At 50.7% G+C, this 12545-nt stretch carries 8 protein-coding genes and 13 tRNA genes; 20 read left to right on the plus strand and 1 reads right to left on the minus strand.

The genetic code is table 11. The features are described 5' to 3' along the window. Positions 1 to 36: 36 nt before the first annotated feature. The 20 genes from RS891_RS01430 (at position 37) to RS891_RS01525 (ending at position 10301) form a co-directional block, all read left to right on the plus strand. Positions 37 to 112: transfer RNA gene (locus RS891_RS01430), tRNA-Val, on the plus strand. A gap of 20 nt (positions 113 to 132) precedes the next feature. After that, positions 133 to 206 (plus strand) — tRNA-Met (locus RS891_RS01435). 27 nt (positions 207 to 233) lie between these two features. After that, positions 234 to 311 (plus strand) — tRNA-Asp (locus tag RS891_RS01440). A gap of 133 nt (positions 312 to 444) precedes the next feature. After that, positions 445 to 520 (plus strand) — tRNA-Phe (locus tag RS891_RS01445). Positions 521 to 538: 18 nt separating this feature from the next. Beyond that, a tRNA-Thr gene (locus RS891_RS01450) sits at positions 539 to 614 on the plus strand. 9 nt (positions 615 to 623) lie between these two features. Further along, a tRNA-Tyr gene (locus RS891_RS01455) sits at positions 624 to 709 on the plus strand. Between the two features lie 7 nt (positions 710 to 716). Then, positions 717 to 792: transfer RNA gene (locus tag RS891_RS01460), tRNA-Lys, on the plus strand. A gap of 6 nt (positions 793 to 798) precedes the next feature. Continuing rightward, positions 799 to 879: transfer RNA gene (locus tag RS891_RS01465), tRNA-Leu, on the plus strand. 10 nt (positions 880 to 889) lie between these two features. Then, a tRNA-Gly gene (locus tag RS891_RS01470) sits at positions 890 to 964 on the plus strand. A gap of 7 nt (positions 965 to 971) precedes the next feature. Then, positions 972 to 1048, plus strand: a tRNA-Arg gene (locus RS891_RS01475). Between the two features lie 14 nt (positions 1049 to 1062). Then, positions 1063 to 1141: transfer RNA gene (locus RS891_RS01480), tRNA-Leu, on the plus strand. Positions 1142 to 1148: 7 nt separating this feature from the next. After that, positions 1149 to 1222 (plus strand) — tRNA-Pro (locus RS891_RS01485). Between the two features lie 9 nt (positions 1223 to 1231). Next, a tRNA-Gly gene (locus RS891_RS01490) sits at positions 1232 to 1302 on the plus strand. A 313-nt stretch (positions 1303 to 1615) separates the two neighbouring features. Continuing rightward, a complete protein-coding gene (gene iolD / locus RS891_RS01495) occupies positions 1616 to 3481 on the plus strand; it encodes a 3D-(3,5/4)-trihydroxycyclohexane-1,2-dione acylhydrolase (decyclizing) (RefSeq protein WP_315794241.1) in 1866 nt (621 codons plus the stop codon). A 114-nt stretch (positions 3482 to 3595) separates the two neighbouring features. Beyond that, on the plus strand, positions 3596 to 4498 hold the full coding sequence (gene iolE / locus RS891_RS01500) for a myo-inosose-2 dehydratase (RefSeq protein ID WP_315794242.1): 903 nt from the start codon (positions 3596 to 3598) through the stop codon (positions 4496 to 4498). 111 nt (positions 4499 to 4609) lie between these two features. Next, entirely contained in the window at positions 4610 to 5620 is a 1011-nt protein-coding gene (gene iolC / locus RS891_RS01505) for a 5-dehydro-2-deoxygluconokinase (protein ID WP_315794243.1), read from the plus strand. 72 nt (positions 5621 to 5692) lie between these two features. Then, complete coding sequence (locus tag RS891_RS01510; protein WP_301250044.1) at positions 5693 to 7168, plus strand: CoA-acylating methylmalonate-semialdehyde dehydrogenase; 1476 nt, start codon at positions 5693 to 5695, stop codon at positions 7166 to 7168. Between the two features lie 69 nt (positions 7169 to 7237). Next, positions 7238 to 8290 carry an inositol 2-dehydrogenase gene (iolG, locus tag RS891_RS01515; RefSeq protein ID WP_315794244.1) on the plus strand — a complete coding sequence of 351 codons (1053 nt, stop codon included), beginning with the start codon at positions 7238 to 7240 and terminating at the stop codon, positions 8288 to 8290. An 83-nt stretch (positions 8291 to 8373) separates the two neighbouring features. Beyond that, positions 8374 to 9183, plus strand: a complete 810-nt coding sequence (gene iolB / locus RS891_RS01520; protein ID WP_315794245.1) for a 5-deoxy-glucuronate isomerase — start codon at positions 8374 to 8376, stop codon at positions 9181 to 9183. Positions 9184 to 9287: 104 nt separating this feature from the next. Then, the gene (locus RS891_RS01525) at positions 9288 to 10301 is read left to right on the plus strand and encodes a LacI family DNA-binding transcriptional regulator (RefSeq protein WP_113056254.1); all 1014 of its coding nucleotides are present in this window, start codon (positions 9288 to 9290) and stop codon (positions 10299 to 10301) included. An 83-nt stretch (positions 10302 to 10384) separates the two neighbouring features. On the opposite strand, the gene RS891_RS01530 is transcribed toward RS891_RS01525, so the two are convergent. Continuing rightward, positions 10385 to 12364: a methyl-accepting chemotaxis protein gene (locus RS891_RS01530; protein ID WP_315794246.1), complete on the minus strand. Its 1980-nt coding sequence runs from the start codon at positions 12362 to 12364 to the stop codon at positions 10385 to 10387. Between the last annotated feature and the right edge of the window lie 181 nt (positions 12365 to 12545).

Below are 12545 nucleotides of genomic sequence, written 5' to 3' on the forward strand. Positions count from 1 at the left end.
AATGAAGTGAGAGTATCCCCTACGGGTCATATATATGGAGGCTTAGCTCAGCTGGGAGAGCATCTGCCTTACAAGCAGAGGGTCGGGGGTTCGATCCCCTCAGCCTCCACCATATAGTATTCTAAATAACGACGCGGGGTGGAGCAGCCCGGTAGCTCGTCGGGCTCATAACCCGAAGGCCGCAGGTTCAAATCCTGCCCCCGCAATTATACTTTCTTTCAAGAAAGTGATCTGGAACCGTGGTGTAGTTGGCCTAACATGCCTGCCTGTCACGCAGGAGATCGCGGGTTCGAATCCCGTCGGTTCCGCCATCTTGATTATGCTTCAGGGATGAGAATCCGTTTTTGGGTTCGTCGGAGCATTCACTTCGAGAGCATTAGCTTCGCAGTCTCGAACGAAGTGAGAGTATCCCGTCGGTTCCGCCATTAATTCAAACTTCATTGTGGCTCGGTAGCTCAGTCGGTAGAGCAGAGGACTGAAAATCCTCGTGTCGGCGGTTCGATTCCGTCCCGAGCCACCATTTATCACAACATAATATGCCGGTGTAGCTCAACTGGTAGAGCAACTGACTTGTAATCAGTAGGTTGGGGGTTCAAGTCCTCTCGCCGGCACCATGTAATCCTGGAGGATTAGCGAAGCGGCCAAACGCATCAGACTGTAAATCTGCTCCCGTACGGGTTCGGTGGTTCGAATCCATCATCCTCCACCAGTTTTTTGAGTCATTAGCTCAGTTGGTAGAGCACCTGACTTTTAATCAGGGTGTCGAAGGTTCGAGCCCTTCATGACTCACCATCATATGCGCGTGTGGCGGAATTGGCAGACGCACTAGACTTAGGATCTAGCGTCTTTGACGTGGGGGTTCAAGTCCCTCCACGCGCATCCTTTATATGCGGAAGTGGCTCAGCGGTAGAGCATCGCCTTGCCAAGGCGAGGGTCGCGGGTTCGATTCCCGTCTTCCGCTCCAATATTTTGCGCCCTTAGCTCAGCTGGATAGAGCGTTTGACTACGAATCAAAAGGCCGGGAGTTCGAATCTCTCAGGGCGCGCCATTATAACCTCATATGCCGGCGTGGCGGAATGGCAGACGCGCTCGACTCAAAATCGAGTGGGAAACCGTGGAGGTTCGAGTCCTCTCGCCGGTATAGATAACGGGATGTAGCTCAGCTTGGTAGAGCACCTGGTTTGGGACCAGGGGGTCGCATGTTCAAATCGTGTCATCCCGATTTTTACATGCGGGTGTAGTTCAATGGTAGAACTTTAGCCTTCCAAGCTAATAGCGTGGGTTCGATTCCCATCACCCGCTTTATAGAAATGCAAAAAAAAGAGATGGTTTCTGCCATCTCTTTTTTTTTGCATTTTTTTAGTCTCCTTTGGACATATACTTCAATGTTAGTAACTTATCGGGTCATAGCTTTATTAACAGTGGGATAACACACAATACTGCAGTGATAAAGCTATGTTTATTTGAATTTTTAAAAACGCTTACAAAAATATCTTGCCTAATCCCTCAGCCTGTAATACTATATCAATTAAGCGCTTAACCTTCAGGGGTAAGGCGCTTAAACTTAACTTAGATTAAGCGCTTAACCCGTGAAGGGAAGGGAGATGATTTTTCCATGACAACCATTAGACTGACGATGGCTCAGGCACTGCTCCGATATCTGGACCAGCAATATATTTCCGTTGATGGGGTGGAAACCAAGTTTGTGAAAGGTGTTATCGGCATTTTCGGTCACGGCAACGTAACTGGTATTGGAGAGGCGCTGGAGCGTAGTTCTGGAAGTCTGACGTATATGCAGGGTAAAAATGAACAAGGCATGGTACATACGGCAGCGGCCTATGCCAAGCAGAAGAACCGTAGACAGATTTATGCCTGCACAACATCCATCGGACCAGGAGCGCTGAACATGATTACCGCAGCGGCAACGGCAACGGTCAATCGTATTCCCGTTTTACTGCTTCCAGGTGATAACTTTGCTACGCGTGAACCAGATCCCGTGCTGCAACAACTGGAGGTAAGCGGCGATTATACTATTTCAGCCACTGATTCGTTCAAAGCGGTCAGCAAATACTGGGATCGCATCGTGCGTCCTGAACAGCTGATGATTGCTGCCACACAGGCGATGCGCGTGCTGATGGACCCGGCGGAGACGGGGGCGGTAACGTTGGCACTGCCACAGGATGTGCAGGCAGAGGCGTACGATTACCCTGAATCGTTCTTCGCCCGCAAGGTGCATTACCTGGACCGTCGTCCTCCGGTCCAGGCGGCAATTGAACGGGCAGCGCAGCAGATTGCCCGTGGCAGGAAGCCGCTGATCGTAGCAGGCGGCGGCGTGTTGTATGCCGAGGCATCCACACAGCTGGCTGAATTCGCCGAGGCATTCGGCATTCCGGTTGCCGAGACGCAGGCTGGCAAGAGTGCCTTGGCGTGGGACCACCCACTTAATGTGGGGGCCATCGGCGTGACCGGCTCGCTGGCTGCCAACAGGCTTGCCAGAGAAGCGGATGTGGTAATCGGCGTCGGCACCCGGTTCTCGGATTTTACGACGGCGTCTCGGTCTGCTTTTCAGCATCCCGAAGCGGCTTTCATCAATATTAACCTGAACGGTATGGATGCCGCCAAATTGGGTGGGGAAGCGATTTTAGCGGATGCACGGGAGGGTTTGCAAGCTTTGCAAACGGCTTTACAGGGACGGCAGTACCACAGTGGATACGAAGCATCGAAGATCGCCGACCTGCGGGATGGGTGGAACACCGAGGTGGATCGACTCTATGGACTGAAACATGAGGCAGGACTGGCACAAACGACAGCGGTTGGTGTTATTAATCGGACCATTGACCCTTCTTCAGTCATTGTGTGTGCGGCGGGAAGTTTGCCTGGAGACTTGCACCGTCTATGGCGCGCGTCTGCACCGAAAACATACCACATGGAATATGGCTTCTCCTGTATGGGCTATGAGGTGAGCGGAGCATTCGGGGCAGCACTTGCCGAGCCGGATCGTGAAGTGTATGCCATGGTGGGTGACGGTAGTTACCTAATGCTGCATTCTGAACTGGTGACGAGTTTGCAGGAACAGAAGAAGATGACCATTTTACTATTCAACAACAACGGATTTCAGTGTATTCATAATTTGCAACGGGAGCACGGAAGTGACGGTTTCGGCAACGAGTTCCGCTATCGGGAATCGGAGAGCGGGCGACTGACCGGGGATTATATGCCTATGGATTTTGCAGCCCATGCCCGCAGCCTTGGAGCCAAAGCCTATAAGGCAGAGACGACGGAACAATTGGAGCAGGCGATCAGAGATGCACGGAATGAGACCGTGACTACACTGATCGAAATTCCAGTCGTGCCCGGAACCAATGCAGGTGGATATGAGTCATGGTGGAATGTGGGCGTTCCAGAAGTATCCAACGAGGAAAAGGTAGTAACAGCTCATAACGCGATGCAGGCAAACCGTGCCAAAGCTAGACTCATATAGTTGAGCATATCATCAATCCAAAGAGTAACTTTCAATCAGCATAATATAGATGGGAATGCACGCGTTAAATCGAATGATGCGAAAATGTTGAAACACAAAAGGAGACGTGGAGCCATGAACAAGCTGCCATTTCAGCTCGGGATTCATCCGATCAACTGGGTTGGAGAGGATGTAAAGGAGCATGGTGATGCAACAACGTGTGAACAGATTCTGGATGACATTCAACGACTTGGCCTGACGGGTACGGAGATGGGACGCAAATATCCCACGGATCCAGACACATTGCGGGAGGAGCTGGGCAGGCGCAAAATACGCCTCGTTTCCCAGTGGAAATCGGTATTGTTCTCTGACCTGACGTATCGCCAGTCTGAGCTGGACAGCTATCGCAGACACGCGGAGTTTCTGCAATCTATGGGCAGCAAGGTGATTAGCACGGCGGAAGTAGGTGGCTCCCTGCATTTTGATCCAAGGCGGACACCGCATGAAAAAGAAGTGCTGAGACTCAGTGAATCGGAATGGCACATCCTTGCTGAGGGGCTGAACGAAGCAGGTGCCATCGCCCGTGAGCACGGGTTGAAGCTGACATACCATCATCACGGCGGTACCGTTGTTGAGCAGCCGGATGAGATCGATAAATTGATGGAACTGACTGACCCATCTCTTGTTTATTTGCTCTATGATACAGGTCATGCTTACTACGGCGGCGCCGACCCGTTAGCGCTCCTGCGTAAGCATTATGACAGGATTGCCTATATTCATCTGAAAGATATCCGTCCTCAAGTGCTGGACGAAGCACGGGCGGAACAGTCTGATTTTGTGGGCTGTATTCGTAAAGGAGTATTTACGGTTCCCGGAGATGGATGTATTGATTTTGCACCGATTCTGCAGGAGTTGGTTACACGGGGGTATGATGGCTGGGCGATGCTTGAAGGGGAACAGGACCCTGCAATTCATAATCCGTATGAGTATGCGCGGCGATCGTTGCAATATATGGAGTCCTTATACCAGCACAGCTGATAAAGTCATGGCCATCGGGAGAGAGCCGTACCATGAGGTAAACCCGATGATGAGTGTGAGTTTGATGAATGTAACATTTCAAATCCCATCATAGAAAGGGGTTCAAATAAAATGACTTACGTATCCTTTCCTGATTCCAGGAAGATGGATTTCACCGCGATTGGCCGTCTGTGCATCGACTTGAATGCCAATGAGATCAATCGCCCGATGGAAGAGACGATGACCTTTACGAAATATGTGGGCGGATCTCCGGCTAATATCACGATTGGCATGTCCAGGCTCGGTATGGAAACGGCATTTATCGGCAAAATCGCGAATGACCAGATGGGCAGGTTCATCAACAGTTATCTGGAGCGGAACGGAATCGATACGTCAAATGTGGTAACGGACGATACCGGAGCGGTGACAGGACTTGCTTTTACCGAGATCAAAAGTCCAACCGATTGCAACATTCTAATGTATCGTGACCATGTGGCTGATCTGCTATTGCAGTCGAGAGAGGTCCAGGAAGAGCTGATTGCCGACTCCAAAGTGCTGCTGATCTCAGGCACAGCCCTCGCTCAAAGCCCATCACGTGAAGCGGTATTCCAGGCGCTGGCATATGCGAAAAAGCATGGCACAATCATTGTGTTTGATCTGGACTATCGTCCTTACACATGGACATCAGCCGAGGAGACGGCGGTCTATTATAACCTCGCGGCCGAGAAATGCGATATCATCCTGGGCACCCGTGAAGAGTTCGACATGATGGAGACGTTTGACCATAATCCAGACCATAGCGATCAGGTGACCGCGCAAAAATGGTTCGACTTTTCCGCTAAAATTGTCGTCATCAAACATGGCAAGGAAGGCTCCATTGCTTATACAGGTGAAGGGCTATCTCATCAAGCCGACAGCTACCCAGCGCGTGTGGTGAAGACGTTTGGAGCAGGCGATTCCTACGCGGCGGGATTCCTGTATGGGTTGATGCAGGGCTGGACGATTGAACGCAGCATGGCGTTTGGCAGTGCGGCAGCATGTATCGTTATCTCCAGCCACAGCTGCTCGGATGCGATGCCAACAGTGGAACAAGTGAATGACTATATCGAACGCTGCAATCGGGGCGAAATTACGGTGTCTTGAAGCGTGTTGAAGTACTTGGAGTGGATGGAGTTAATTGACGGAGCGCACATATAAGCGAAGGGAGACAGGGCTATGGGAAAAGGGATTTCGGAAGCGTCAGCAACAGCGACAATGGTTCAAAACTGGATCGGGGGTGCCTGGGTGACCCCGGCGGCAACCCGTACGGAGCCGGTCGTGAATCCGGCTACGGAAGAGGTCATTGCACACGTACCGTTGTCTGAACAGGCGGATGTGGATTTGGCCGTCCAGACGGCAAGGGAGGCGTTCCCGTCCTGGAGCGGCACACCAGTTCCCCGCCGTGCACGGATTCTGTTCCGCTACCAGCAGCTGCTGGTGGAGCACTGGGAAGAACTCGCCCGGCTGGTTACGCTGGAGAACGGTAAAAGCTACGCGGAAGCTTACGGCGAAGTACAGCGTGGCATTGAATGCGTCGAATTCGCGGCAGGCGCCCCGAACCTGATGATGGGCAAACAGCTGCCTGACATCGCCACTGGGCTGGAGTCAGGCATGTACCGGTACCCAATCGGTGTTATTGGGGGAATAACCCCCTTCAACTTCCCGATGATGGTACCGTGCTGGATGTTCCCGCTGGCGATTGCGTGCGGTAACACCTTTGTCCTGAAGCCGTCCGAGCGCACACCGCTGCTGGCAGGTCGTCTGGCTGAGCTGTTCAAGGAAGCAGGGCTTCCGGACGGTGTGCTCAATATCGTTCACGGTGCGCATGACGTTGTGAATGGACTGCTTGAACACAAGGATGTTCAAGCGATCTCTTTTGTCGGATCACAGCCTGTGGCTGAATATGTTTACACTACCGCATCCGCACATGGCAAACGGGTACAGGCGCTTGCTGGTGCCAAAAATCACTCGATCGTTATGCCTGATGCCGATCTTGATCTGACAGTGAAAGAAATCACCAGTGCGGCCTTCGGCTCAGCCGGAGAACGCTGTATGGCCTGCTCGGTTGTTGTCGCCGTGGGCGATGTTGCTGATACGCTGGTGCAAAAGCTGGTGGAAGCGGCAGACCGCATCACCATTGGTAACGGCATGGATGAAGGGGTGTTCCTGGGTCCTGTCATTCGTGGTCCACATAAGGAACGTACACTTAGTTACATTGAATCCGGAGAACAGGAAGGCGCTGCTCTGATCCGGGATGGTCGCAAAGATGAAGCGACAGGCAAGTCTGGTTATTTCGTTGGTCCGACGGTATTTGATGAGGTGCAGAGCACTATGAAAATCTGGAAGGACGAGATTTTTGCACCGGTACTCTCGGTAGCGAGGGTTGCTACGCTGGAGGAAGCAGTGGAACTGGCCAACCGTTCCGACTTTGCCAATGGAGCTTGCCTGTTCACCCGCAGTGGAGCAAGCATGCGCCAATTCCGTGAAACGATTGATGCAGGCATGCTGGGCATTAACTTGGGCGTACCTGCGCCAATGGCATTTTTCCCTTTTTCCGGCTGGAAGAAATCGTTCTACGGTGATTTGCATGCCAACGGTACAGACGGCGTTGAATTTTATACTCGCAAAAAGATGGTTACTGCCCGCTGGTAATCACTCAGGGAATACCAGCCAATGGAAGAACGTTGAGTCCACATGGACACATACAGGGAGGATAACGGAATGGGCAAGGATAAAGTGAGAATTGGCATCATCGGTGCTGGTCGTATTGGTAAAATTCATGCGGACAATCTCCTGCGCAACACGCATGCCGAGATTGTTGGCATCAGTGATTTGTTTGCAGGACCCGAGCTGGAGGAGTGGGCCTCCAGCCGGGGTATTCCGGTGGTAACGACAGATAGCAGCCAGCTGATCGCCATGCCAAATGTGGATGCCGTGTTGATCTGTTCCTCAACAGATACACATGTACCCCTGATTGAACAGGCAGCCCAGGCGGGCAAACACATTTTTTGTGAGAAGCCGGTCAGTATGGATCTTCATCAGACTCAGGCAGCTGTTGCAGCCGTGCAGAAGGCTGGGGTAAAGCTACAAATCGGATTCAATCGTCGCTTCGATCATAACTTCAAGCGGGTACGTGCACATGTGCAGGAAGGAACGATTGGTGATCCGCATATTATCAAAATCACTTCTCGTGACCCGAGTCCGCCGCCAGCAGAGTACATCCGGGTGTCTGGCGGAATTTTCATGGATATGATGATCCATGATTTCGACATGGCCAGGTATCTATCCGGAAGTGAGGTGGATGAAGTCTATGCCCAGGGCAATGTGCTGATTCATCCTGTTTTTGCGGAACACGGCGATGTGGATACGGCCATTGTGACGATGAGTTTTGAAAATGGAGCTATTGGTGTCATTGATAACAGCCGCCAGGCGGTATATGGATACGATCAGCGCGTTGAAGTGTTTGGCTCATTAGGCAGCGCCGCAGCTGCGAACGATCATCCGAATACGGCAGAGATTAGTACAGCAAACGGATTGATGCGTGACAAGCCGCTGCACTTTTTCCTGGAGCGATACAACGAAGCGTACGTGCAGGAGACAGCTCTTTTCATCGACGCGATTCTGAACGATATACCTGTCATCGTGAACGGGAATGATGCCGTTCAGGCAGAACGCATTGCACTGGCAGCGCGCATGTCCATGGAACAAGGCAGACCTGTGAAGCTCCGGGAAGTGCCGGGCATGTCGGTGGAATCACAGACGGTTACCCCGTAGTGCCATTTTCATAACAAGTTCATTTCATCCTAATAGACAGCCATCAGGAGTAAGGATGAATACCGGAAGGAGTGGAAGAAAGCATGTCAGAACGCATAGTAAAACCTGTGTTGAATCCGAAAGCAGACGGCACGTTGTTGACGGTCACACCAGAGTCTGCGGGATGGGAATATGTTGGGTTCCAGGTGGTACAGCTTGCGGAGGGACAGACTCTAACTCGTGAGAGCGGGGATCAGGAACTCTGTCTTGTGCTTCTCAGCGGCTTCGCGAATGTAAGTACTCGTGAATATACGTGGGAGAATATCGGGAAAAGAATGAGTGTTTTTGAGAAGATTCCTCCGTATTCGGTTTATGTACCCAGTTCAGATCGAGTGGAGGTAACAGCTCTTACCGCATTGGAAATTGCTATATGTGCGGCACCAGGTAAAGGCACCTATCCAGCTCGACTGATTGCCCCGGAAGATGTAGGTGTTGAGACGCGTGGTTATGGCAACCTGGAACGACAGATTCACAACATTTTACCGGAACAAAAGGAAGCAGACAGTCTGCTCGTCGTTGAGGTGTTCACACCAGATGGACATTGGTCTAGTTATCCGCCGCATAAACATGACAGGGACGCTCTGCCTGACGAATCATTGCTAGAGGAGACGTACTATTTCCGAGTGCAGCCTGAGCAGGGGTTTGCCATCCAGCGGATATACACAGATGATCGAGCTGTAGATGAGACGCTGGCAGTGAACAACGGCGAAGTTGTGCTTGTTCCGTGTGGATACCATCCGGTAGGTGCTCCTCCAGGATACGAGGTCTACTATCTGAATGTGATGGCAGGACCAACCCGGACCTGGAAGTTCCATAACGACCCGGACCATGCTTGGCTGATGAATAAAAAGTAGTATCAGCTTCAAGTTGCGTATGCGGACTTCCCCCTGCATAATGAGAAGATAACGATTACCTATATATAAGGGGATTTATATATAGCACAAATGGGGAAATAACAATGAAAGCAACCATATATGATATAGCACGCGAGGCGGGGGTATCCATTGCAACCGTCTCGCAGGTCATTAACGGCAAAGGTAAAATTAGTGAGAAGCGGCGTGCCGAGATTATGGAGATCATGGAGCGTCTTCACTATCAACCGAGCGCAATTGCTGCTGCACTTACGGGTAAGCAGACATACACGCTTGGGTTGCTCGTACCCGATATCTCAAATCCGTATTTTGCCGAGCTGGCCAGAGCGGTAGAGGATCGCAGTCGGCAATTGGGTTATAGCGTCGTGATTTGCAGTACAGACAATAAGGACGAACGGGTAGAGCGGTATTTGAATCTGCTTCAGCAAAAAAGGGTCGACGGCATGATGATCGGAACAGGTATCGATAATGCCGAGATTCTGTCTCCACTCCTGCAGCAGTCGATACCTGTTGCTTTGATTGCCCGTCATATGCCGTCGTTGTCGGTACATACCGTTGCGATCGATGACAGGCTTGGCGGCGGGTTGGCAGCACAGCATCTGCTTGAATTGGGTCATATTCACGTAGCAGTGCTGTCCGAATCGTTCAAAGTCAGCAGCAGTCAGGAACGTGTACGCGGATTTCGTGAAGTATTGGAGAAGGCGGGTCTTTCTCTTGAAGCTGATCAGGTTAGAGAGTCATCTGCCGATCTGGGTTCAGCCAAAAAAGAGGCGCTCGTGCTGCTCACAGAAAAGAATCGAGCCACAGGCATCTTCTGTTGTAACGACATGCAGGCAATTGGAGCGCTTCAAGCTGCCAAAGAACTAGGCCTGCGTGTGCCTGAAGATGTATCAATCATCGGATTCGATAATACGATTCTGGCTTCGGTAACCAGTCCGCCTCTGACGACGATTGCCCAACCTATTGAGGATCTGGGGCGTCGTGCTGTTGATTTATTAATTGATGACCTAAAAAATGAAGAAAATTCACCTCAGAAAATTGTCCTGAAGCCTGAATTGGTCATTAGAGACTCAACAGGAAAGTTATCAAATCAATCTTGAGAACACAGCTCTGTCCAGAAACATATACGTCGTCCACACAAAACAAGCCGCGTGCACCTAAGGGTGAACGCGGCTTGTTTGAGTTAAATCTTGAACTTCTTCACTTCTTCGTACAGTGTGTTGGCATGCTGCGCCAGCTCATTGGAACGTTCCGAGATGCTTGTAATGTAATTGAACTGTTCCTGCGTGGAAGAAGCAACCTCTTCCGTGGAAGCCGCGCTCTGTTCCGACATGGCTGCAACACTGGAGATTACCTCGGCAATCTTACCAGAGCTGTCATCCAACTCAGTCGTAGCAGCGGATACCAACTGAAGCTGGCTGTCGATGCCGTCAATGGATTGTTTGATTCGGGTAAACGACTCGCGCATCTCATGCACAGCAGCTACCTGCTGCTCAATACCTTGTTCAGCCGAAGTTACTTCACTCACGCTTTGACGACTTGCCGCTTGAATCTCATCCAGCAGAACAATGATATCCTGTGCCGAGTCCGAAGACTGTTCGGCCAGTTTTCGCACTTCTTCGGCAACGACAGCGAAGCCGCGTCCGTGTTCACCCGCTCTGGCTGCTTCAATGGAAGCATTCAGGGCGAGCAGATTAGTCTGGGAGGCGATGCCCCGAATCATGCCGACAATATCCTCGATTTTCTGCGACTTGTCCGCCAAAAGCGTGATCGACTCACCCACACGATCAATGGAACTCCGATTGCCGTCTGCAAGTTCCACCTGATGATCCACGGCTTGCAATCCGGCAAGCATGGCTTCCCCTGCTTCTCGCATCATGGTTACAGATTGTTCAACACTGCGGTTAATGCCGCCAACACTATTGCTCATCTCTGACAGTCGACTTGAACCGTCATAGACCGATTCTGCCTGTTTGCTGGACCCTTGGGCGAGCTCATCTGTGGCGATGGAGATCTGTTCGGCAATACGTTTGGTATTGTCCGTATGTTCTTCCATTTCACCCGAGATGCTTTGCACCCGGTTAGCGGAGGAGGCGACCTGTTTCAGCAGCAGACTGAGTTGAGCGGACATCTGATTGAATGCCGCGCCTAACTCTGCGAACTCATCTTTACCTCTGATCTGCACCCGACCGGTAAAGTCACCGTTCGACATCAGTCTGGAGGTCGCGCCCAAGCTTTTCAGTGGTCTGATGAATAGTGTTGCAATCCAGTATGCTGCTGCCATCACAACGATTAGCGTAACTGCGATAATCAGAATGTAGTTATTTCGTAGTTCATAGTATTCTGAATAGGCTAATTTCTCGGAAATAATTGAACTAACCACCCAGCCCGTGCTGGGGATTTGATTGTAGAACAGCAGATAATTCTCGCCACTGTAGTTAAAATTTTTCTTCCCTGACGGGTTCGCCTGCATATCGGCCAGCAGTGGTTTTAATTCCTCATTTTCAGAGGCCGAGGTATTCACCTGTTTCTCGTCCGGGTGAGCAAGAAGCAATCCTTTTTTATCGATTAGAAATGTATATCCCAGCCCGTCCAGATTGATTTTCCCCACCGTATCCGTAAGGGTAGAGAGCAGCAAATCCCCTGCCACTACGCCTTGCATCTGTCCCTCTTTATTTAGGACCGGCATCGCCATGGAGACCGCGTATTGCTTCGACATCATATCCAGATAGGGATCAGAGAATACCAGTTGGTCTGCCTGCTTCGCTTCCTGGTACCAAGGACGCTGACGTGGATCATACCCGGCATCAGGTGTCCAGTCTGAACCATTCATGAAACGACCGTCTTGTTCTGAACCATAGTAAAGATCCGAGAGACTCTCTTTGTTACTGCCCAGCTTCATAATGTCAAAATAATCTTCGTTCAGTTGTCCAGCCGGAATTCCTTCCTGAATCACAAACCCCAGTGTTTCCACAACTTTGGCATTGCTGCTGATCCAGCCATCCAGTTGATTGGCCGCCGAGGACATTAATCCAGTTAATTTGGAATCAACATTACGAGTGGCTTGTTTCTCTGTTTGGTACAAGCCAAGTGTCGCCAGTGGAATCGCTGTAATCAGAACAGCAGCCAGAAACATCATCATTAATTTCGGTTTAAGTTTCATCCAATTCTCCCCCTTTGATGTCCTGCTAGTATAGGCAAAGCCGAAAGCTTATGTAGTATATCGACATTTTTTTCAAAAAGATAATATAGATATTTATCAAGTTAGTTAGCATTTTATAAAATTTAAAATGAAGGGTTTTGCAGAGGCTTTTATTTATAGATTAGATGTATTTAATGGATGA

Source organism: Paenibacillus sp. BIC5C1, assembly GCF_032399705.1.
GTDB classification, from domain to species: domain Bacteria; phylum Bacillota; class Bacilli; order Paenibacillales; family Paenibacillaceae; genus Paenibacillus; species Paenibacillus taichungensis_A.

Excerpts from the sequence above, each read along its gene's own strand:
- iolD (WP_315794241.1), top strand. The coding sequence starts at position 1,616 with ATGACAACCATTAGACTGACGATGGCTCAGGCACTGCTCCGATATCTG.
- iolE (WP_315794242.1), top strand. The coding sequence starts at position 3,596 with ATGAACAAGCTGCCATTTCAGCTCGGGATTCATCCGATCAACTGGGTT.
- iolC (WP_315794243.1), top strand. The coding sequence starts at position 4,610 with ATGACTTACGTATCCTTTCCTGATTCCAGGAAGATGGATTTCACCGCG.
- RS891_RS01510 (WP_301250044.1), top strand. The coding sequence starts at position 5,693 with ATGGGAAAAGGGATTTCGGAAGCGTCAGCAACAGCGACAATGGTTCAA.
- iolG (WP_315794244.1), top strand. The coding sequence starts at position 7,238 with ATGGGCAAGGATAAAGTGAGAATTGGCATCATCGGTGCTGGTCGTATT.
- iolB (WP_315794245.1), top strand. The coding sequence starts at position 8,374 with ATGTCAGAACGCATAGTAAAACCTGTGTTGAATCCGAAAGCAGACGGC.
- RS891_RS01525 (WP_113056254.1), top strand. The coding sequence starts at position 9,288 with ATGAAAGCAACCATATATGATATAGCACGCGAGGCGGGGGTATCCATT.
- RS891_RS01530 (WP_315794246.1), bottom strand. The coding sequence starts at position 12,364 with ATGAAACTTAAACCGAAATTAATGATGATGTTTCTGGCTGCTGTTCTG.